At 61.7% G+C, this 22,256-nt stretch carries 18 protein-coding genes; 15 read left to right on the top strand and 3 right to left on the bottom strand.

Annotated features, from left to right (window positions below; translation table 11 throughout):
• Positions 1–351 precede the first annotated feature (351 nt).
• Complete coding sequence (locus ACPWMG_RS19855; RefSeq protein WP_483301210.1) at positions 352–2,877, bottom strand: sensor domain-containing protein; 2,526 nt, start codon at positions 2,875–2,877, stop codon at positions 352–354.
• A 438-nt stretch (positions 2,878–3,315) separates the two neighbouring features.
• Here ACPWMG_RS19855 and ACPWMG_RS19860 point away from each other — a divergent pair, with 438 nt between their 5' ends.
• Positions 3,316–3,903 carry a DUF1439 domain-containing protein gene (locus tag ACPWMG_RS19860; RefSeq protein ID WP_483301211.1) on the top strand — a complete coding sequence of 196 codons (588 nt, stop codon included), beginning with the start codon at positions 3,316–3,318 and terminating at the stop codon, positions 3,901–3,903.
• On the opposite strand, the gene ACPWMG_RS19865 is transcribed toward ACPWMG_RS19860, so the two are convergent.
• Positions 3,884–6,505, bottom strand: a complete 2,622-nt coding sequence (locus ACPWMG_RS19865) for a bifunctional diguanylate cyclase/phosphodiesterase (RefSeq protein ID WP_483301212.1) — start codon at positions 6,503–6,505, stop codon at positions 3,884–3,886. The two genes, ACPWMG_RS19860 and ACPWMG_RS19865, sit on opposite strands and share 20 nt — an antisense overlap.
• A gap of 448 nt (positions 6,506–6,953) precedes the next feature.
• Between ACPWMG_RS19865 and ACPWMG_RS19870 the strand changes: the two genes are divergently transcribed.
• A complete protein-coding gene (locus ACPWMG_RS19870; RefSeq protein ID WP_483301213.1) occupies positions 6,954–7,502 on the top strand; it encodes a dihydrofolate reductase family protein in 549 nt (182 codons plus the stop codon).
• 5 nt (positions 7,503–7,507) lie between these two features.
• Complete coding sequence (pbpC, locus tag ACPWMG_RS19875; RefSeq protein ID WP_483301214.1) at positions 7,508–9,817, top strand: penicillin-binding protein 1C; 2,310 nt, start codon at positions 7,508–7,510, stop codon at positions 9,815–9,817.
• A gap of 25 nt (positions 9,818–9,842) precedes the next feature.
• Here pbpC and ACPWMG_RS19880 read toward each other — a convergent pair whose 3' ends face one another.
• On the bottom strand, positions 9,843–10,442 hold the full coding sequence (locus ACPWMG_RS19880) for a short chain dehydrogenase (RefSeq protein ID WP_483301215.1): 600 nt from the start codon (positions 10,440–10,442) through the stop codon (positions 9,843–9,845).
• 152 nt (positions 10,443–10,594) lie between these two features.
• On the opposite strand from ACPWMG_RS19880, the gene ACPWMG_RS19885 reads away from it, so the two are divergent.
• The 12 genes from ACPWMG_RS19885 to hemP all read left to right on the top strand — a co-directional run bounded on the left by ACPWMG_RS19885 (position 10,595) and on the right by hemP (position 21,999).
• Complete coding sequence (locus ACPWMG_RS19885) at positions 10,595–11,497, top strand: LysR substrate-binding domain-containing protein (RefSeq protein ID WP_483301216.1); 903 nt, start codon at positions 10,595–10,597, stop codon at positions 11,495–11,497.
• 92 nt (positions 11,498–11,589) lie between these two features.
• A complete protein-coding gene (locus ACPWMG_RS19890; protein WP_483301217.1) occupies positions 11,590–12,747 on the top strand; it encodes an alpha-hydroxy acid oxidase in 1,158 nt (385 codons plus the stop codon).
• Between the two features lie 197 nt (positions 12,748–12,944).
• On the top strand, positions 12,945–13,877 hold the full coding sequence (locus tag ACPWMG_RS19895) for an exopolyphosphatase (RefSeq protein WP_483301218.1): 933 nt from the start codon (positions 12,945–12,947) through the stop codon (positions 13,875–13,877).
• 283 nt (positions 13,878–14,160) lie between these two features.
• On the top strand, positions 14,161–15,363 hold the full coding sequence (locus ACPWMG_RS19900; RefSeq protein ID WP_483301219.1) for an imelysin family protein: 1,203 nt from the start codon (positions 14,161–14,163) through the stop codon (positions 15,361–15,363).
• A 5-nt stretch (positions 15,364–15,368) separates the two neighbouring features.
• A complete protein-coding gene (locus tag ACPWMG_RS19905; protein ID WP_483301220.1) occupies positions 15,369–16,865 on the top strand; it encodes a di-heme oxidoreductase family protein in 1,497 nt (498 codons plus the stop codon).
• A 48-nt stretch (positions 16,866–16,913) separates the two neighbouring features.
• On the top strand, positions 16,914–17,933 hold the full coding sequence (locus ACPWMG_RS19910) for an imelysin family protein (protein WP_483301221.1): 1,020 nt from the start codon (positions 16,914–16,916) through the stop codon (positions 17,931–17,933).
• 4 nt (positions 17,934–17,937) lie between these two features.
• Positions 17,938–19,038 (top strand): DUF1513 domain-containing protein, encoded by a 1,101-nt coding sequence (locus ACPWMG_RS19915; protein ID WP_483301222.1) that lies wholly within the window; start codon positions 17,938–17,940, stop codon positions 19,036–19,038.
• 194 nt (positions 19,039–19,232) lie between these two features.
• A complete protein-coding gene (locus ACPWMG_RS19920) occupies positions 19,233–19,553 on the top strand; it encodes a (2Fe-2S)-binding protein (protein ID WP_483301223.1) in 321 nt (106 codons plus the stop codon).
• Between the two features lie 172 nt (positions 19,554–19,725).
• Complete coding sequence (locus ACPWMG_RS19925) at positions 19,726–20,439, top strand: energy transducer TonB (RefSeq protein ID WP_483301224.1); 714 nt, start codon at positions 19,726–19,728, stop codon at positions 20,437–20,439.
• A 21-nt stretch (positions 20,440–20,460) separates the two neighbouring features.
• Positions 20,461–21,177, top strand: coding sequence for a MotA/TolQ/ExbB proton channel family protein (locus ACPWMG_RS19930; protein WP_483301225.1), 717 nt, complete (start codon positions 20,461–20,463; stop codon positions 21,175–21,177).
• Between the two features lies 1 nt (position 21,178).
• On the top strand, positions 21,179–21,592 hold the full coding sequence (locus ACPWMG_RS19935) for an ExbD/TolR family protein (RefSeq protein WP_483301226.1): 414 nt from the start codon (positions 21,179–21,181) through the stop codon (positions 21,590–21,592).
• Between the two features lie 191 nt (positions 21,593–21,783).
• The gene (gene hemP, locus ACPWMG_RS19940) at positions 21,784–21,999 is read left to right on the top strand and encodes a hemin uptake protein HemP (RefSeq protein WP_483301227.1); all 216 of its coding nucleotides are present in this window, start codon (positions 21,784–21,786) and stop codon (positions 21,997–21,999) included.
• Positions 22,000–22,256: the final 257 nt, after the last annotated feature.

The following is a 22,256-nucleotide window of genomic DNA, read 5'->3' on the forward strand; positions in this document are numbered from 1 at the left end:
CGAAATGGGTGGGGCGAGGAGGATCAGCTCACATCACTCGCCGGGCATGCGCCAAATTGGTGCAATTTTGACCGAATGGGTCGGCGGACCGGCCTGGCGCAAGGAGTTTTCCCTGGCTTAAGAACGTAGTTACACGTTCTCAGGTCTAGGTCGGCAGGTAGCGATTAGAACCGATCTCGAAAACCCGTCCGGATTTGGCCGGGTTGCCGCGTCTAGGCGGAGACACGAAAACACACTCCGCTACCGACGCAAGCCAGGTTTTGGCAGTCTTGGCGGGGCTTTCAAGAAAATTGAAAAAGAACGTAAGTCCAAACCGCGTGGTTTGAGCGCCTCCCCCCACCTGCCGCAAACCTAAGCCTTACGCAGCCGTTGGGCAAACTCTTCGGGCCGCAACGGCCGGTCGAAGTAATAGCCTTGCGCATACGTGCACTGCATATGGCGCAACCGCTGGGCCACGGCCTCGGTCTCCACGCCTTCGGCCAACACCTGCAGGCGCAGGCCCAACGCCAACGAGATCAAGCCACGCACGATGGCGGCGTTGTCGGGGTCGTCGATCAGGTCGCGCACAAACGATTGGTCGATTTTGATCTTGTCGAACTTGATGCGGCGCAGGTAGGCAAAGCTCGAATAGCCGGTGCCGAAGTCGTCAATCGACAGGCGCACGCCCAGGGCTTGCAGGCGGCGCAACACGGTCATCACCGCTTCGCCGTCGTGCAGCAGCACGCTCTCGGTCAGTTCCAGTTCCAGGCGATCCGGCAGCACGCCAGACTCGGCCAATGCCTCTTCCACCTGCTTGAGCACCACGCCACGCTGGAACTGGCGCGCAGACAGGTTCACCGCCATGATCAATTCAGGGTGGCCCGCGTCGTGCCAGACGCGCAATTGTTTGGCCGCCGTTTTCAGCACCCAGCCGCCCAGCGCCTCGATCAGGCCGCAGTCTTCGGCAATGGGAATGAACAGGCCCGGCGGGATGGCGCCGCGCTCGGGGTGGTCCCAGCGGCACAAGGCTTCGGTGCCGATGATGCGCCCGCTGGGCAGGTGGATCAGCGGCTGGTATTCGAGCCTGAGGGTCTCGCTCTCAATCGCCTGGCGCAATGCCGACTCGATGCGCAACCGCTCCAGCGCGGCCTCGTTCATGGTGGCGTTGGCAAACTGGTAGGTGCCACGGCCGGCGCGTTTGGCGGCATACAGCGCCGAATCGGCGCGGCCAAACAAGGCATCAAACTGCTCGCCATCGGCCGGAAACATGGCAATGCCAGCGGTAATGGACACCGTCACCGGCAAATCCACCAAGGTCATGGTCTGGCCCACGGCGGCCATCAAGGCGTTCACAAGGTGGGCTGCTTCGGCCGTGCCTTGCACGCCGCGCTTCAGCACCAAAAATTCGTCGCCGCTGAGGCGGCCGACCACGGCGTGGTCTTCGGCCACCGCCCGCAGGCGCGCTCCGACTTCGCGCAGCAACTGGTCGCCAGCATCATGGCCCAGCGAGTCGTTCAACGTTTTGAAGTTGTCCACGTCGAGCACGATCAAGGCGACTTGCTCGTGCGACGATTTGGCGTGCTTCAGTTCTTGTGAACCTGTGCGTGCGGTCTGGTTGCGGTTCAACAGGCCGGTGATCACGTCTTGTGTGGACAGCAGCGCGATTTTTTCTTCGTCGGCCTTGCGTGAGCTCAGGTCGGAGAACGAGGCCACGTAATGCGTGACTTCGCCGTGCGCGCGTTGGCGCAAGGCGGAGAGGTTCATCCACTGCGCATACACCGCGCCGTTTTTGCGCCGGTTCCACACTTCGCCCGCCCAGCGGCCGTCGTTGGCCAAGGTCTTCCACATGTCGCTGTAGAAGGCTTTGTCGTGTTGGCCGGAAGACAACAACCGAGGGTCGTGGCCCAGTACCTCGTTGGCGCTGTAGCCGGTGATCTCGGTGAACGCGTTGTTCACCATCATGATCTTGTTCGACTCGTTGGTGATCATGATGCCGTCGGTGCTCTGGTCGAGCACACGGCCGGCCAATTCGAGCTTGGTAGCCGCAATGCGTTGGTCGGTGATGTCGCGGCGCACTTCCAGCAAATGCAGGCGCTGGCCGCGTCGACCAAAGGTGGGTACGCGCACCACGTCAAAGGTGTGCACGTTGCCGTGGCCGTCGTCGGCAATTTCTTGCATGTGCGAGGCCCGGCCCGATTGCCAGGTGGCCTCTTCCGCCAAGGCGCTGTGGCGCAAACCGTCGCTGTTGGGCAGGTTGCGGTCGGCGATTTCCAGGTTGGTGAAACCGTAGACGTCTTGCTCGCTCAGGCCCAACACGGCGCGCGCGGCGGGGTTGCTGAGCAGCCAGCGGCCGTCGCCATCTTTCAGCAGGATCATGTCCGGCAAGTGGCGGAACACCGAGTTCAGCAGCTTGTCGCGGTCGCGCAACAGGCGGTCAGCCTCGGAGCGCGCAGTGATGTCCAGCCCCACGCACCACAGTTCACGTCGGCCAGGTTTGAGTTGCACACCTTCGATGGTCGACCAGGCGATGCGGCGCTTTTCACCCGAGCGGGTGGTCAGGGTCCAGGCCAGGTCGCGGAAAGACGAGCCCAGGTCACGCAGATCGGCCAGCTTGCGCGCAAGGTACACCGGCTCGGGGTACAAGAGCTGCATGGCGCCAGGGTTGCCAACGATCTCTTCGCGTCGGTAACCCGTCACCTTCTCGGATTCTTCACCCCAGAAAATGATGCTGTTCTGGTCGTCCAGGTCGAGCGCGCTCACCAACACCGGCAAACTCTCCAGAACCCGCAAGATGTGCGAAGCGTCCTGGCCCTCAGCGCTGACGCCAAGGGTTTGCAACAAAATTTCTGTGGAGTCGAGATACAGCTGCTCACCAGCGCCGACGTCGATCTCGGGCATGGCGTCCACTCGCCGAGATGGCCAATCAGATGTCATATGACCACATCACCTGACGGATAGGCGAACCACTTAGGGGGAAATAGGTGGCAAAAGTAAGCTGCGAAGAACCCAAAATTGGCATGTTTTAGAAAGGAACACGAGCCATGACGAGCCGTTTGGTCTTCTTTTCAAGGCTTTGCCGAGACGGAGACAACGGCTCCAAGAACGTCTACACGATCGGAAGCCCTACCCCGGCAATGTTAGTACATCTAGAAACAGTTTTGCCCCGTTGGAACTAACAGGTGCGTAAAGGTAAGTAACGGTATCCGGTTGTCCCACTCCGAGGGAACCACGCGAGCCGTGGGAGCTCTCTATGGACACCCTCTACGTTTTGGCTCAAGCAGGTCCTTCCGGCGATCCCAATAGGGCATGCTTACCCCTTCATAATCTCTGCCCACCATGCACCACACCTCGTCACGCCGTCGATTCTTCTTGCGCCTGCTGCCGCTTCCCCCGCTGGCGGGCTTGCTGCTGGCACCCACGGGGACTTGGGCGGGATTCAACTTTTTCACCAGCGAGTACACCGCCAGCCGCGCTGAACTGCAAAGCCAGCTCGACAAACGCTTCCCGCTGTCGCGCAAGTACGGCGCCTACGCTTCGGTGGGATTGAGCGAGCCGCAATTGAGTCTGGACGAAGCGGCCAACCGTGCAGCCATCACCGCACGGCTGTCGATCGCCAGCCCGTTTCTGAAAAGCGACACCGGCAGCACCGATGGCAGCATCACCATCAGCAGTGCGCTGCGGTACGACCCAGCCACCCGCGCCCTTTTGCTCGACCAGCCCAAAGCCGAGCAACTCACCCTGCAAGGCTTGACGGGACGCAATGCCGAGCAGGTTGAAAAAATCGCCAAACTCGTCGCGCAAGAGGTGCTGCGCGACCAACCGCTGCGCACCTTTACCGAAGCAGAACTCAAGGTAGGCCTCAAAACCTATGAGATTGGCGACATCACCGTGCTGGCGGACGGCATCAAGGTCCAGTTGAAGTAAACGACTCGGACCTCGCCAGCAACTTGAGCAAGTCGCCCACCGGCATGGGCCGTGCGAACAGGTAGCCCTGGCCCAGCTCGAAACCCAACTCGCGTGCCAGCGCGGCTTGGACCCGCGTTTCAATGCCTTCCACCACGCTTTGCGCCTTCAGCGCGCGAATCAACTCCTGTGCCGAATGCAGGATCGTGCGGCCGCTGGCCGATTCGGCCCCAGCCAGCAACAGGCTGCGGTCGACCTTGATGGCATGAAAGCGAAAGTGATTGAGATAAGACAGCGACGAATAACCGGTGCCGAAGTCGTCGAGCGCAAACCGCACGCCCAAGCTCTGCAGCGCCGCAATTGTCTCTAGCGTAGAGGCGTTCTCCTGTAGCAGCAGGCTCTCGGTGATTTCGATTTTCAACTGGCTGGCGACCAAGCCGGACGCCGCCAATGCGGCGCCCACCACCTCCACAAAATCAGACTGCAGCAGTTGCCGAACTGACACGTTGACGTTGACAAAGAAGGACGGAGGCAAGGCGATCACACGTTGCAAACCCGCGACCTCTTCGCAGGCTTTACGCAGAATCCAGTCGCCCAGCGCGATGATCAGGCCAGACTCTTCGGCCAGCGGAATGAACTCGCTCGGTGACACCATGCCGCGCTTGGGGTGTGGCCAGCGCACCAGCGACTCCACCCCCACGATGGCTTCGGTCTGCAGGTTCACAATGGGCTGGAAATAGACCACAAACTCATGCGCCGCCACGGCGTTGCGCAACTCGACTTCAGCACGCGCGGCCAAGGCGGCCTGCTGATAAAGCGAGTCGTCAAACACCACCACTTGTTGGTCAGGCTGGCCCGCCCGCCGCCCCGCAGAAGCCAGTGCCAGGCTGGCCTCTGGCAGCAAACGCGTCGAAACCTCGGTCGCGTTGCATTCTGAGAGCGAAACGCCCAAAGCCGCATGCAAGCTGATGTCATCCGCGCCCACCGCAAACGGCGCGACAAAAGCCTCTTGCAGCAAAGCCAAAGCGCCATCGCACTGAGCAGGAGAAAGGTCTACAAACAGCAACACGAATTCCCCACCGTCGACTCGCGCAATCAAAAAAGCTTGGCGGCCAGCAGTGCTTAAGCGAGCGGCCACGGCGCGGGCCAACTCGTCGGCAAAACTGGGAGGCATTAACGCCGTCACAACGGCATAGTTGCCCACGCCCAGCTTCACGACCATCACGCGTCGCGTACCCGACCAACGCGCCGCATCGGCAATGCCGCGGGTGTTCAGCAGATCGGTGACACGGTCTCTGAGTGCCAGGTGTTTCAAGTGCAGCATCTGCTCGGCAATACGTTGCGCCATACCTTGAAATGACTCCACCAGCAGGGCAACTTCCGCCACACGCGAGTGGATTCGCGTGGCTTGCCGTTCCAACTCAAGTTCTTCCTTGTCCGCCAACGCCAAGCTTTTAGCGGCCACCGCTGTTTGTTCAATGGGTTTGACCACCGTCTGCACAATCGCCAAAGCCAGGTACAACCCCAGCACGGCCAATACCGCTGCCACCAACAAGGCCAAGTTGGCTTCGCGTGTGCTAGCACGTGTGAGCTCATCCTTTGCCACCACCGAGACCAAGCGCCAGTCGATGCCTTTGGGATCGACAAACGGCGCCACTTGCACCACGTAGTCACGCCCTTGCACACGCAGGCGGTGTGTGGCCTCTTCATGGTGGTTTGGCCCCAAGATCGCCGCGCTTTGCGCCACCAGAGAATTCGGACTCTCACTGGCCATCAACAACGTGGAGGATGTGGATTTCGGCGCGCCACCGCCACCCTTCAATGGCCTGACCAACGGCCCTCCATCCGATTGCGCCACCAGATGCCCCCCCATCTCGACGATGTACGACACATCGGAATGAAACGTCGTCGCCAGAGGAGCATTGGCCAACACCTTGTTCAATGAACGCAAGCTGATGTCAGAACCCAACACGCCCAGAAACCGGCGCCGCCCAGCGCTATCGACGTCTTCCGAAAACAATGGATAGGTTGCCGAAATGCCCACATCCAAAGGATTGGTGCCGCCCGCGTACAGCGGTGTCCAGCGCGCCGTGTGGCTCTCGGCCACAGGCCGGTACCAGGGCCGCACGCGTGGGTCGTAGCCCGTGTTGCTGCGCTTGACGCGGCCGGTATGCATGTCGGTGACCACCAGCGCGCCCCCCGTGCGCTGGTCTTTCAGGTGCAGCGCCATGCCGTCTTCGGGGCGAAACGACACGGCCACGAAGTCGCCGTTTTCAGTGCCCAGTTGCACCATGCTCACATGCGTGTCGTCGCTCAAATATACCGCGTTGAACGACTGCTCCAGATACTGCTGCACTGCGCGCAGATCACCCGGCGTGTAATACCGGGCGCGCGCAATCTGCAAGGCGGCCAACCGCTGCAGATGAAACGGTAGCGCCAGCAAACGGTTGAGTTCACTGGCCACCTGTGCGTTGCTGGAGCGCAAGAAGTTCACCGCCTCGTGCTCGCCCATTTGATTGACCGAGCGGTAATGCGTCAACGCCATGAGCAAAATCACCAGCGACATGACCAAGGCAAACGGCAGAGACAACGCGGTGCGAAGAGTCCATTGGCGAGGAAGCATGTATTTCCCCTTTCCTGCTGACGCACCGACCACAGGGCAACTGCACCAGCACATCCGCACGGAGCGTCGCGTCCTACAAATAAGGTTGCCGCTACAAATCAGAATAGCACCGCCCCCATGAAAGTGGCGCTTCCTGCCTGACGGAAATGCCAGCAAGAGGTTGCAAAAAATGACAGCACGCTGGCGCATTCGAACGTCAAAACACACGCGCCAAAAAAACCTCGCCCACCCGGAGAATTGCGACGCGCAACAGGGCGACAATCCAGCCCAACTGGAGGCAACAGACCACAGCGCTTTGAATGGCGACTTCAGGTGGGTCAACGCGTTGGCGGTCAAACGCCTGGAGATCCTGCGGCTGTGCCAGACTGCTTCCTGGGCAGCATTTTTTTGCCGATCAGTCTTGCTTTAGACAACACAAATATTTACAAGACCAAGGGTCAACATCAACATGCGCAAAGTCATTTTGAAGCTGCACATCTCGCTCGATGGTTTCATCTGCGCGGCCCGTGGCGACGCCATGGATTGGGTCTTTCGCACCTACGACGATGAACTCAAAGCCTGGGAAGTGGCGCAGTTGCGCGAAGCCGGTGTGCACGCCATGGGCCGCGCGCTGTACGAGGAAATGGCGGCCTACTGGCCCACGTCGACTGAGGTGTTTGCCGAGCCCATGAACAGCATCCCCAAGCTAGTGTTCTCCAACACACTGGCCGAGGCCACATGGGCCGACACCACCATTGCTCGCGGCGATGCGCCGCACGCACTGCAGCGTTTTCTACAAGAACCAGCGCCTAACGACCGGCCGGTTCTGGTGCACGGTGGTGCCAGCTTTGTGCAGGGTTTGCTGCGCCATCAGTTGATCGACGAGATGCTGCTGATCGTGCACCCCGTGGCCCTGTCCAAGGGTTTGCCGCTGTTCACCACGCCCATGGACCTGCAACTCATCAGCAGCCGCAGCTTTCCGGCAGGCGCGGTGTTGATGGTTTACGGCCGAAGCTAAAACCCATGCGGCCATTCCCCCTGTGCTCGACGGCCATCGCCTTGGCGCTGCTGATGGCGGCCGGCCAAGCAGCCAGCGCCATGCCGTCGTTTGATGAAGTGCGCGAAGACTTTCGTTCGTCCGACACTTTGGTGCTGTCGCGCGAGGGCGATGTGCTGCAGCGCCAGCGCACCAACACGGGAGTGCGTCGCGGCAGTTGGGTGCCACTGGCCGATGTTTCGCCGGCATTGCGCTCGGCCTTGGTGCTGAGCGAAGACCAGCGTTTTTACGCCCACAGCGGTGTTGACTGGCGCGCCGTCTCCTCTGCCGCCTGGGCGAATTTGTGGAACACCAAAACGCGCGGCGCCTCTACGTTGACCATGCAGTTGGCCGGCCTGCTCGATGCCGACTGGCGCGTCGGTCCAGGTGGCCGCACGGTCACACAGAAAATTGGCCAGGCCTTGGCCGCGCAAAGCCTGGAACGCCACTGGCGCAAGGACCAGATCCTGGAGGCCTACCTCAACCTCGTCCCCTTACGCGGCGACCTGGTCGGCGTCGATGCGGTCGCGCGCAGCTTGTTCAACACCGCACCCAACGGGCTGGGCACGCGTGAAGCCGCTGTCACCGTGGCACTGGTGCGCTCGCCCAACGCCGCACCGCAGCGCGTGGCCCAACGCGCCTGCGGTGTGCTCAAACAGTTGGAGCATGGCCCGGTGGACTGCGCCGCACTGGGCTTGTTTGTCACCGCCGCGTTGCAGCAGCGCGCCCTGGCCGCCAGCGAAGGCGTGGCGCCGCATGCGGCTCGGCAAGCCATTCAGGCACAGCAGCAAAGCGCCGTACCGCTACCGGCTGGCAACAGCGTGCACACCACGCTGCGCGCAGGGCTGCAACGCTTCGCCGTCAAAACCCTGCAACAGCAATTGCGCGAGCTGCGCCATCGGCATGTGGAAGACGGCGCCATCGTGGTGCTCGACAACAGCACCGGCGACGTGCTGGCGTGGGTGGGTTCATCGGGCGCGCTGAGCGCGGCGTCCGAAGTCGATGGCGTACTGGCCCGGCGCCAGCCCGGCTCGACGCTCAAACCCTTTCTCTATGGCCAGGCAATTGCCGAGCGCCGGCTCACGGCCGCTTCGCTGCTTGACGATGCGCCGGCCAACATCTCTACCGCCGGTGGTTTGTACATTCCGCAAAACTACGACCACCAGTTTCGCGGCTGGACTTCGGTACGCACCGCGCTGGCCGCGTCGCTCAACGTGCCCGCCGTGCGCACGCTGGTGATGGTGTCGCCCGAGTCCTTCCACCAGCAGTTGACCAGCATGGGCCTGCCACTGCAAGAGAGCGGCGACTACTACGGCTACAGCTTGGCCCTGGGCAGCGCCGAGGTCTCGCTACTGAACCTGACCAATGCCTACCGCAGCCTGGCCAACCTGGGCCAGGCCGGCCCCACACGATTGCTGCTGGCCCCGGCCACCACGGCACGCGGAGTCACACGCGGCAACCCTGCCGTCAAAGAGGCCGAACCGCCGCCACGCGCACCCACTGCCATGGACGCCCGCGCCGCCTTCATCGTCGGCGACATCCTGAGCGACCCGATCGCCCGCGCGCCCACCTTCGGCACCGACAGCGTGCTCGCCACGCGCTTCTGGACCGCCGTGAAAACCGGCACCAGCAAAGACATGCGCGACAACTGGGCGCTCGGCTGGTCGCAGCGCTACACCGTGGGTGTGTGGGTGGGCAATGCCAGCGGCGCGCCGATGTGGGATGTCAGCGGCACCAGCGGCGCCGCGCCCATTTGGGCTGCCGTGATGGGTTACCTGCACCGCCGTGAACCCAGCCGCGCCCCCACCGTGCCGCCCGGCCTGGTGCAGCAGGAAGTGCAGTTCGGCCAGCAACTGGAGGCCGCCCGCAGCGAATGGTTTCTGCAGGGGACAGAGCAAACCATGTTCGCTATTGAATCTGGAGCATCCTCCGCAGCTTCAGAAAGCGCTACAGGCCTAAATGGCTTAAATTCAGCAGCGCCGGGAGAAGCCGCTCCGCAGCCCGCCAAGGCCCGCATCACCGCGCCCACCAGCGGCACCATCCTGGCGCTGGACCCAGACATTCCGCCCAAACAGCAACGCCTGCGTTTGACCGCCACTGGCGCCGAGCTGTATTGGCGTGTGGACGGTAAGCCACTGGCGCGCGGCGCCGAGGTGATGTGGTCGCCCTGGCCTGGCCGGCACAAGCTGCAACTGGTCGACGCGCGCGGCACGCTACAAGACGAGGTGCAGGTGGAGGTGCGCGGCGCCGGCATCAAGGCGGGCTCAGCCCCTGGCTTGGCCAGCAAAGGACGCTAGCGCGCCCGCTCACCCTCTCACCCGTTCACCAAACGCGGAACACGCGCCCGGTCTGCACACCTTCCACACTGCGCGTATAGGCCAGCGCCACACGGCTGGCCGCCACCGGTTCAAAGCCGCTGAAAAACGGCCCATACGACGACCACGACTCCTGCAACACGTTGGGGCTCACCGAATTGATGCGCTGGCCACGCTTCAATTCCACCGCCGCCGCGCGCACAAAACCATCGATGGCCGCATTCACAGTGGTGGCGTTGGCGCCCTGCGCAATCAACTCGTCCGACACGATGCCGCTGGTCAAGGTGATGGAGCCGCCATCGTTCAGGTAATGCTGGCCGGTCAACGCCAGATCCACTTGCCCGAGCAGCTTGTCTTGCAAGCCCTTTTGAAACTGCACCGCCGTCATCTCGGCCAGCGGCCCGAAATGCAGCGAACCGGTGGTGGAAATGATCGCGTCCACGCGGCCCACACGCTCGAACAGCACCTGCACACTTTCGTGCTGCGTGATGTCGACCGGAAACGCCTGGCTGTTACGGCTGGCCTGCACGATGTCGTGTTTGGGGGAAAGGCTGCTGATGACGGCTTGGCCAATGGTGCCGGTGGCGCCGACGACGAGAATTTTCATGGTGTTTTCCTTCAATGGTGAATGCTTGAAACGCGCCGGTCCGCCTCAGCCGGCCGGGTGAAGCCATTGTCAGAACTCATCAAATCAAGATAAAGCCCGTATCATTTCCATCATTCATAACCAATAGTTTTTAATCAAGGCATCTCCACCCCATGGACACGCTGGTGAGCATGCAAGTCTTCGTGACCGTGGTCGACAAGGGCAGCCTGACCGCTGCGGCCGACGCGTTCAGCCTTTCGCAGCCCATGGTGGGCAAACACATTCGCCATTTGGAGCAGCGCGTGGGCGCCAAGCTGTTGGTGCGTACCACGCGGCGCCAAAGCCTCACCGAAATCGGCCAGCTTTACTACGCGCAGTGTCGGCAAATCCTGGAGCAGGTGCGCCAGGCCGAGGCCGGCACCGATGCGCTGCGCATGGCCCCGCGCGGCAAGCTGCGGATCAACGCGCCGGTGTCGTTCGGCAGCGTGATGCTGACGCCCGCACTCACCGACTTCTTGACGCGGTACCCCGAAATGCAGGCCGAGCTGACCTTGAACGACCGCGTGATCGACCTGGTCGACGAGGGTTACGACCTGGCCGTGCGTGTGGGCACCTTGGCCGATTCGGGCCTGGTGGCACGCGCGCTACGGCCCTACGGCATGCTGATCTGCGCCGCCCCCGCCTACCTGGCGCGCCGGGGCACACCGCACCACCCTAGCGACCTGCTGCAACACGAATGTCTGGGCTTTTCACACTGGTCGCGCAGCGGCGGCTGGCTGTTGGACCAAGACCACCAAATGGTGAAGTCGCTGCCCGTGAGCCGCCTGCTGTCCAACAACGGCCAGGCCCTGCGCATGGCCGCGTTGCAAGGCTTTGGCATCGTGATGCAGCCTTCGGTATTGCTGGCCGCAGATGTGGCCGCCGGGCGCTTGGTACCCCTGCTGGCGGACCACATGCCCACCCCCATGCCCATGCACCTGGTTTACCCGCGCGACCGCGTGCCGGTGCCCAAGCTGAGCCGCTTTGTCGAGTTCATGCTGGAACGCTTTGGCACCGGCAGCGCCAACCGCGCATGAACAAATTTCTGCCCTCGTCAAAATATCTTCAAGCGCAAACCGCCGCACACTCGCTACAAACTTGCTAGCATCGGCGGTTGGAGGAGAAGCCTGTGACCGTCATCACCAACATTGAAGACCTGCGCGTGCTCGCGCAAAAACGTGTGCCCCGCATGTTCTACGACTACGCCGACTCCGGCGCGTGGACCGAGAGTACCTACCGCGCCAACACGTCCGACTTTGCCGCCATCAAGCTGCGCCAACGCGTCGCCGTGAACATGGAAGGCCGCAGCACGGCCACCACCATGATCGGCCAGCCGACCGCCATGCCCGTGGCGATTGCGCCCACCGGCCTGACTGGCATGCAACATGCCGACGGCGAAATTCTGGCGGCACGTGCGGCGAAGGCGTTTGGTATTCCGTTCACGCTCTCGACCATGAGCATCTGCTCGATTGAAGATGTGGCAAAACATGCGGGCCCAGGCTTTTGGTTCCAGCTTTATGTGATGCGCGACCGGGGTTTCATCGAACGCCTGATCGAACGCGCCAAGGTGGCCGGCTGCAGCGCACTGGTGTTGACGCTCGATTTGCAGATCCTCGGCCAGCGCCACAAAGACATCAAAAACGGCCTGACCGCCCCGCCCAAGCTCACCATCCCCAACATCATCAACCTGGCGACCAAGCCGCGTTGGTGCATGGGCATGCTGGGCACCCAACGCCGCCAGTTCGGCAACATCGTGGGCCATGTCAGCGGTGTGGAAAACATGGGTTCGCTGTCGGAGTGGACCGCCAAGCAGTTTGACCCCGGCCTGAATTGGGGTGACGTGGAGTGGATCAAGAAGCTCTGGGGCGGCAAGCTCATCGTCAAAGGCATTCAAGACGTGGAAGACGCCAAGCTGGCGGCCGACTCGGGGGCCGATGCGCTGATCGTGTCGAACCACGGTGGCCGCCAGTTGGACGGCGCGGAGTCCAGCATCCACGCGCTGCCAGCCATTGTGGATGCCGTGGGCCACCGCATCGAAGTGCACATGGACGGCGGCATTCGCTCCGGGCAAGATGTGCTGAAGGCCACGGCCTTGGGCGCCAAGGGCACCTACATCGGCCGCTCCATGCTCTACGGCTTGGGCGCCATGGGCGAAGCCGGTGTGACCAAGGCGCTGCAGATCATCCACAAAGAGCTGGACATCACCATGGCGTTTTGCGGCCACACCAAGATTGGCACGGTCGACAAGAGCATCTTGTTGCCGGGCCCATACCCTGGCTCGCCTTAACGTTCGAGGTCTGTCAATGTGTTCGCGCATGCCCGTTGCATATCCGGCACGCTATTCGATTCACATGGCGTAACAGTCACGACGAAGTGACGACGAGGCATGTCACGACGGCATAATCATCGTTACAGTTAAAACCCTCTCGTTACTTTTTCCCGCATGGACATGCGCCAGGCGCTTTTGTGAAAGGAATGGCATCCATGAGTGCAGAAAAATTCAGACTGGTGACCCGCAGCGACTTCGACGGCTTGGTGTGCGCCGTGCTGCTCAAAGAGCTGGACATGATCGACGAGATCAAGTTTGTCCACCCCAAGGACATGCAAGACGGCAAGATCGAGATCACCGAGCGTGACATCACCACCAATCTGCCCTACGTGGCAGGCGCACACATTGCGTTTGACCACCATTTATCGGAAACCTTGCGCAACCGCAGCGGCCTGGCCAACCACGTGATCGACGCCAATGCGCCATCGGCCGCACGTGTGGTGTACGAGTATTACGGCGGCGCCAAGGCGTTCCCGCGCATCACGCAGGAGATGATGGACGCCGTGGACAAAGCCGACTCGGCCCAATACGTGCGTGAAGAAATCTTGAACCCCACGGGTTGGACGCTGCTGAACTACCTGATGGACGCGCGCACCGGCCTGGGCCGCTTCCGCGAGTTCCGCATCAGCAACTACGCGTTGATGATGGACCTGATCAAGGCCTGTGCCGACCACAACATCGACGAAATCCTGGCGCTGCCGGACGTGAAAGAACGCGTCGACATCTACATGGAGCACGCAGAACAAGCCCAGGCCCAACTGATGCGTTGCGCCACCGTCCACAACCGCTTGGTGGTGCTGGATCTGCGCAACGAAGAAACCGTGTGGGCGACCAACCGCTTCATGATCTACGCCTTGTTCCCGCAGGTGAAGATTTCCATCCACGTGTTGTGGGGCGTGCAGCGCAAGAACACGGTGTTTGCCACCGGCAAGTCCATTCTGGACCGCAGCAGCAAAACCAATGTGGGCGAGCTGATGCTGCAGTATGGCGGCGGCGGCCACCATGCGGCCGGCACCTGCCAGGTAGAGAACGACCAAGCCACCACCGTGCTGCGCGAGTTGATCGCCAAGATCAACATGGACGGCTAAGCACCTGCTGTAGCCCTCTACCCGACCAACGGCCTGCTCTGCAGGCCGTTTTGCTTTACACACCCTCACCGAAAACCGTACGCCTGGCCCAAGCTTTATCAAGAATCACTCTCATTTGGTTCTAGAATAACGTTGGCTATCCGGTAGAGGCTGTTCGAGACGCGTCGTACTGGCGGTCCAAGCACGCGCCGCACGCGCCTTGAACAGGCTCTTATTCCTCCATCATCTTGGTCCCCTGCAAGCGAGGGCGGCCGTCAATGTCTTCTACGACAAGGAGTTCTCCGTGAAATCTCTGCTGCTCAGCGCTGCCATCCTGGCCGCTTTTTCCGTGCAAGCGCAAACTACCACCGCCCCAGCGGCCAAGCCTGCAGCCACGGCTACTGCGACCAGCGCTGTGACCGCCTCACAAGTTTCCGCGCACTACGCAGCTTTGGTTTACGCCAACTACGAAGACACCCTGGCCGCCGCGCGCGCTCTGGACAGCACGCTGGCCGAATTCCTCAAAGCGCCTAGCGCCGAAGGCCTGACCAAAGCCCGCAAGGCCTGGCTGGATGCACGTGAGTTCTACGGCCAAAGCGAAGCCTTCCGCTTCTACGCCGGCCCCATCGACGACAAGAATGGCCCCGAAGGCCGTATCAACGCCTGGCCCATGGACGAAGCCTATGTGGACTACGTGCAAGGCAAGCCCAACGCCGGCATCATCAACAACCCCAAGGTGAAGATCACCAAGAAGGGCTTGAGCGCGCTGAACGAGCGTGACGGTGAAGAAAACATCGCCACCGGCTGGCACGCCATCGAGTTCCTGCTGTGGGGCCAAGACCTCTCCGACACCGGCCCTGGCGACCGTTCGTTTGAAGACTATGTCGACGGCAAGAAGCCACACGCCGACCGCCGCCGCACCTACTTGAAAATCGTCTCCGAACTGCTGGTCGACGACCTGACCTACGTCACCAAGGCCTGGGCGCCCAACGCCAAGAACTACCGCGCCAAGTTTGAAAAATCGGGCAACGACGCGCTGCGCCGCATGCTGGTGGGCGTGGGCTCGCTGTCGCGTGGTGAACTCGCCGGTGAACGCATTGAAGTAGCGCTGGCTTCGCAAGACCAGGAAGACGAACACTCGTGCTTCTCGGACAACACGCACCGCGACATCGTGGCCAACGCCCAAGGCATTTTGAACGTCTGGCTGGGCAGTTACAAACGTGCTGATGGCAGCACGCTGCAAGGCCCTTCGCTGCGCGATCTGGTGGCCAGCAAAGATGCCGCCGTGGCCGAAAAAACCACAGCCGATGTCACCGCCAGCGTGAAGGCTGCCGAAAACATCCAGCCGCCGTTTGACCGTGAGATCATCGGCGGCCCCGACGCACCCGGCCGCAAGCGTGTGCAAGCCGTGGCCGATGCCCTCAAGGTGCAAAGCCATGACTTCGTCAATGCAGCGCGTGCCATCGGCATCAACAAGCTGACGTTGGTCGATCCATCGAAGGAATAAGCAGAATGCGTTTTCAGGTCAAGGGGCGGGTAGGCCCCCGGTGGTCGGTGCTGGTTTTGGCATCGGCTTTGGCGGCAGCCGTCGGTGGAACATGGCTGGCCCATGCAGGGTCTGACAGCCCACCCGAAGCTGCCGCAGAAGAAAAACCAGGCGGCGACACCACGGTGTTCGAGGTTGGCCTGAACGCTTTCTCTTTTCCTGCGGCCAACTCTGATGAGGCGGCCCGCACCGAGTTTGTCATTGGCAACTCATTCTTTCGGCGCAACTGGGTGGAGGCGCCGTCTTCCACCAAAGCGCGTGATGGTTTGGGCCCACACTTCATCGCGCGCGCCTGCGCCGGCTGCCACGTGCAAGACGGCCGTGGCGCGCCGCACAACCCTGAAGCCCTGCGCAACGGGCTGGTGACGCAGCAGCCGATTGCGCTGTTGTTCCGCCTGTCGGTGATGGGGCCAGATGGCACGCCCATCAACGAACCCACCTACGGCGAACAGTTTGCCAACTCGGCCACGCAAGGCGTCAAACCCGAGGGCAAGGTTCGCATCAAGTACACCGAAGTCCCCGGCAAGTTTGCCGACGGCACACCCTACAGCCTGCGCCAGCCCGCCTATTCGTTCACGAACCTGGGCTACGGCCCCATGGCCAAGGGCACGATGGTCAGCCCGCGCATTGCGCCGCAGGTCATTGGCATGGGTTTGTTAGAGGCCATTCCTGAAGCCGAAATCCGCCGCAACGCCGCCGACCAAGCCAAGCGCAGCGATGCCATTCGCGGCATGGCCAACGAAGTGTTCGACGTCTACGCCAACCGCACCGTCATTGGCCGCTTTGGCTGGAAGGCCAACGTCGGCTCGGTGGCACACCAATCGGCGGGTGCGTTCCATGGCGACATGGGCATCACGTCGGAACACTTCCCGCACGAAGACTGCACGCCCAAGCAAACCGACTGCCTGGCCGCACCGCGCGGCACCAGCGGCCAGCGTGTCGCCGCCACCGAAGGCAGCGCAGGCAAGATGGTCGAGCCGGTCGAGATCGACAACGAAACCTTGAAGAAGGTGATTGCCTACACCGCCACGCTGGCCGTGCCGGCACGCCGCAACTACAACGACGTAGACGTGCGCCGCGGTCAAGCCCTGTTTGCGCAAGCCCAGTGCGCGGTATGCCACCGCCCGGGCTACACCACGGGCGACTCGCCGTTTCCGGCGCTGCGCAACCAAAAAATCACACCCTACACCGACCTGCTGGTGCACGACATGGGTGTCGGCCTGGCTGACAACCGCCCCGACGGCAAAGCCAACGGCCGCCAATGGCGCACGCCGCCGCTGTGGGGCATTGGCCTGATCCAGGACGTGAACGACCACACTTTCCTGTTGCACGACGGCCGCGCTCGCAACACCATGGAAGCAATTCTGTGGCACGGCGGCGAAGCCGAAGCCTCGCGCAAAGAGGTGCTGCAAATGAGCAAAGCCGATCGCGATGCGCTGGTGAAGTTCGTCAACTCTCTTTGAATTTCATTGAAATTGGCTGAATCTGGCTGAACCTGGTTAAGGCACAACATGAAACTGAACCGACGACATCTTGTCGCCCTGGCCGCCGCCAGCCTGGCGCCCGCTACCTGGGCTCAGGCTCCAAAGCGCCCCGCCTACGACCCCAAGCTGGCCTCGCCCTTCCTGTACCCGGCGGAGTTTTTGCGCGACGCACTGAACCTGGAGTTCGTGCCAGCGGCCAAGGCCTTCGTCGCCTCAAGCAAAGCCTTGCAAACCCAACTGGCCAGCGGCTGCACACCGGTAGCCCCGGCACGTGATCTCTGGGTTGCTGCCCTGCTCGATTGGGAGCGCTTATCGGCTGTGGCGATTGGCCCATTGATCGAGCGCCGCTCGGGCCGCACGGTGGACTTCTGGCCCACACGGCCCAACCTGATCAAAGCCGCGATTGAAAAAGCGCCTGCCGATGTGAAAGCCCTTGACCGCGTGGGCGCGCCTGCCAAGGGCCTGCCCGCACTCGAATGGATCTTGTGGCAGCCCCAACTCAGCGAAGCTGCTTGCACCTACGCCGCGTTGATTGCAGAAGAATGCGCACTCGAAGCGGCTGCCATTCTGCAAGGCTTTGAAGCCATGCTGGCCCGCACCTGGACCAACGCCGACGCCCAACTGGTCATCAACGACTGGGTCGGCCAACTGGTGGGTGGATTCGAGCAACTACGCTGGAAAAAAATCGGCAAACCCGCCCACGGCGGCCGCAAGGACGACTGGCCACGCGCCACCAGCGGCCAAACCCGCGCCACTTTGCAAGCCACATGGGAAGGACTGGAGAACTTCGTCCTCGGCCCCGTCACGGGCGAAACCCAAGGCAGCCTGATGGGCCAATTGCGCGGCCAAGGCTTCCAGGATGTGGCCGACAAACTGGCGGCCTTGATGGTCACCACCGCCACCGCCGTGCAACAAGCCGATCCGGCCAAACCCAAGACGGTAGAGACCGCCGTGAAGGCGCTGGCCAAAACCAAATCAGTAGTGGAAGACGAGGCTGCCGCGTCCATGAAGATCATGGTCGGCTTCTCAGACGCTGACGGAGATTAGCCCGATGTTCATCGACCGCCGCACCTGGCTGCGCAGCGCCATGGCGCTGGCCGTGGCCACGCAAATACCCGCCCACGCCCGCAGCTTGAGCCGCCCCGCCCTGCTGACCGCCTGGGTGGCCGACGACCAAGCCATGGCTGGCCTGTGGCACACCGATGGCCGCCTGCAAGGCGTGGAACTACCCAACCGCGCCCACGAAGTATTGGCCATGCCCGGCGCCCTGGGCCAGCAAGGCATGGCGCTGGCTGTAGGCCGTCGCCCGGGTGAGTACCTGCTGCGATTCGACGCGCGCCACGCCAAGGCCTTGCAATGGCACGACATGGAGATGGACCGTTTCTTGTGCGGCCACGCAGCCTTCTCGCAAGACGGCCGCACGCTCTACACCCCAGAATTTGACGCCGCCAGCGGCGACGGCCTGATCGTCGAACGCGACCCAATGACGCTGCGCAAACGCCGTGAATACGCCAGCGGCGGCCTGGGCCCGCACGCCATGATGGTCGAGCCTGATGGCAACCTGCTGGTAGCTAACGGTGGTTTGTTGATCCTGCCCGAAACCGGACGGCGCAAACTCAACCGCGAACACATGACGTCAAACGTCGCGCGCCTGGACGGCAAAACCGGCCGTGTGCTCGACACCTGGCGCGTGGCAGACCCATTTTTAAGCCTGCGCCACATTGCGCGGACACCCGATGGCCGCATCGCCATTGCCTCGCAAGCCGAGCACCTGGACGACACGGCACGCAACGCCGCGCCCCTGCTGTCGCTGCTGGATGCCAACGGTTTGACTTCTGTACCCTTGCCCACTGGCCTCAAGCTCGGCGGTTATGCGGGCGACATCGCTCACGTGCCAGACGCCACCGGCCAGGGCGGGCGCTACGTATTGAGCGCCACGCGCGCCGGTCAACTGGCTTGGTGGTCAACCGACGGCACATGGCTCGGCCAGCAAGCCCTGCCCAAAGCCAGCGCGATTGCCGTTCACGACGCTAGCCAATGGCTCGCCAGCGGCGACCGTGGCGCGCTGCATGGCAGTTTGGCGGCAGCCCCGCTCGACACCCGTGCCGATGGCGTGCGCTGGGATAACCATGCCGTGCTCATGGCGGTTTAAATTCGTTAGCTACGTTTTTAATAGCTGCTTGCGCTTATCTATATTGACTATTAGCTCGATAGCGCATAAATACGCGGGTCATCCGGGTCAATCCGAATGGATGACAAAGGTGAAGGAATGCATAGGCATTGCAAATGCGATGAATTCGTATTTATAATCAAGTCACCTTATCTGACTGTGACCCGCTTAGCATCATGATCGTCTGTGTTTGCCGTAGAGTGTCTGACCGCGAGATCGCGCGCCATGCGCGTGCCGGGATGGGTTTTGACGATATCCAATTTGAGCTGGGCGTGGCCACCCAATGCGGCCAGTGCGAAGACTGCGCCCGCGATGTGATCGCCCAGTGCAACAGCATGGCGCCCGTGGCGGCTTTGCATAACGATGCAGAAGCCGGCGCCGCACATTGCCATCACCACCACACGCCACACCAAGACGTTTCCGCCCCTGTGGTGCTCCAAGGGACTATTTCCACCAGCCGGGTATGGACCTCTTCTCCACAGTTTGTGGCAGCCTGATCCTGGTGGTGGGGTCCATCTGGTGGATCTTCCGGGCGTAGCTTTCGCGCCCCCTTTCCTACCAGCCCCCCCGCCCCGCAGAAATTTTGAACTTGGTTGGCAACGCCAACCGCCTCCTCTAAAGTGACGGTTGCCAGAGCCCCAGCCCGCCGCCACATCACTCCTGTCCATCATGTCCACATCAGTGCCCAGCGCGCCCTATGCAGCATCGCCCTATGCTGCACCACCTCGTTACAGCCGCAACACCGTCATCATCGGTGGCGTGGTTGCGTTCCACGTCTTGGGGCTGTGGGCCTTGCAAAGCGGCCTGCTGCACCGCGCGGTGGAAATCATTGTGCCGGTGCAAATCCTCAGCGAATTCATTGAGCCGCCGGCTCCGAAAGTAACGCCGCCGCCGCCCGCGCCGCCCACACCTGAGAAGAAGGTTCCGGTCAAAACCAAAACCCCTGTGGCACCACCGGCCCCCAAGCCGATCGCCATCAACGACCCGACGCCCGCACCTAACGCCCCGACGGGCGTGACGCAGCCGCAACCGCCGGCTCCGCCCGTGGCGGCTCCCGTGGCCGAAGCGCCACCGCCACCCGCGCCGCCCGCTCCGCCGAAGATCGTGCAGCCGTCGAGCGACGCAGAACACCTGGACAACCCGAAGCCCAACTACCCCAGCATCAGCAAACGCCTAGGCGAGCAAGGCAAGGTGATCATCAAGGTGTTCATTGGTGTGGACGGTAACGTGCAACAAGCCGAAGTGTTCCGTTCCAGCGGTTTTGACCGCCTGGACCAGGAAGCGCTCAAAGCCGTACAGAAATGGCGCTTCGTACCGGGCAAACGCAATGGCGTGCCCGAGGCGATGTGGTTCAACCAGCCGGTCAATTTTCAACTTCAGTAATTTTCAATCAGGGAGTATTCAATGGAATCGCAATTTGGCATTGCCAATGTCTGGACGCAAGGCGACTTCGTCACCAAGGGTGTCGCCGTGCTGCTGTTGGCCATGTCGTTGGCCTCGTGGATCGTCATCATCATCAAGGCGCTCGACGTCATGAAGTACAAGAAGTTCGCCCGTGCCTCGGCCGACTTCTGGCACAGCGAAGACTTCGCCATCGGCTTGAAGAAGCTGGGCAACGACCCAACCAACCCTTTCCTGCAAACCGCTCTGGAAGGCCGTGAAGCCACCGCCCACCACCGCAACACCAAGGCGCATCTGCATGACGCGCTGGACGTGAGCGACTGGGTGACGCGCTGCCTGCGCAACAGCATCGACGCGTTCACCGCGCGTGCGCAAGCTGGCTTGGCCATCTTGGCTTCGGTGGGTTCCACTGCGCCGTTCATTGGTTTGTTCGGCACGGTCTGGGGCATTTACCACGCGCTGCTGAGCATTGGCCTGTCGGGCCAGGCCTCCATCGACAAGGTGGCCGGCCCCATCGGCGAAGCGCTGATCATGACGGCCCTCGGTTTGGCTGTGGCCATTCCTGCCGTGCTGGGCTACAACGCGCTGGTGCGTGGCAACAAGTCGGTGCTGATCGGGCTGAACAGCTTTGCCCATGACCTGCATGCTTACTTCGTGACGGGCGCCCGTGTGCAATCTTCTGGCGCGGACAATGTTGTGCCGATGAAGAAGGGAGCCTGAAATGGCTTTTGGTACCCAGGACGAACCCGATGAGGTGATGAACGAGATCAACATGACGCCGCTGGTCGACGTGATGTTGGTGCTGTTGATCATCTTCATCATCACCATCCCGGTGATGAAACATTCTGTCAATATCGACCTGCCACGCGCCACCACGCAAGCGCAGGACGTGAAACCCGAAACGATTCTGCTGAGCGTGGACGCCGCAGGCGACTACTTCTGGAACGCCAACAAGATCGCCGACGCCGACCTGGAGCCCATGCTCAAGGCCGAAGCTGTGAAGGAACCGCAGCCCGAGTTGCACATCCGTGGCGACAAGGCGGTACGTTATGAACGCGTGGCGCAAGCCATGGCGGCCGCGCAGGCCTCGGGTGTGCGCAAGATTGGCTTCATCACCGAACCCAAGGCCAACTAAGCACATCAGTGCAACGGTATGACGAGGGCTCAAAGCGTGTGCACGTTTTGAGCCCTCGTTGCATTTGGCCGGTGCGGGCACCACCATTTTTGCAATGACCCTACTGGCCAAATTTATTTTCAAAAGTCTCTTGCCAATTTATTGCGAATCATTATCATTAACACATCGCGAATTTAATTCAGGAGTTCAACATGTACGCCAACCTCGCTACCCGCCCTCAGTTCAATTCCGCTTCTGGTGAAAACGCCAATAGCGGTCTGCATGGCCTGCGCGACGTCGTGCAACAAGCCCTGTCGATCGAAAGCCGTGATCTGCTGAAAGGCCAGAAGGCTGTCGAGATCATGCACAACGGCTCGGTCTATCGCTTGCAGAACACCAAGCTGGGCAAATTGATCCTGACCAAGTAAGTTCGCAAACAGTTTCATCGTGGGGCGACCCAGGGGGTTTTCATCGGCCTCCAAAGTCGTTTTTGCTAGCCAACGGGTTTACTCGACTAGCCATGCTTTTTTCCCGCACACACTGGTTTCATCGTGGGGCGACCCAGGAGGTTTTCATCGGCCTCCAAAGTCGTTTTAGCTAGCCAACGGGTCTGACCCGACTAGCCAAGCCTTTTTTCCCACACACCGCTTGCCACACTCCGGACAAGCAGACCAATGCAAAACGC

The sequence above is a fragment of the Hydrophilobacter chitinilyticus genome (assembly GCF_049860745.1).
Taxonomy (GTDB): domain Bacteria; phylum Pseudomonadota; class Gammaproteobacteria; order Burkholderiales; family Burkholderiaceae_C; genus Rhodoferax_B.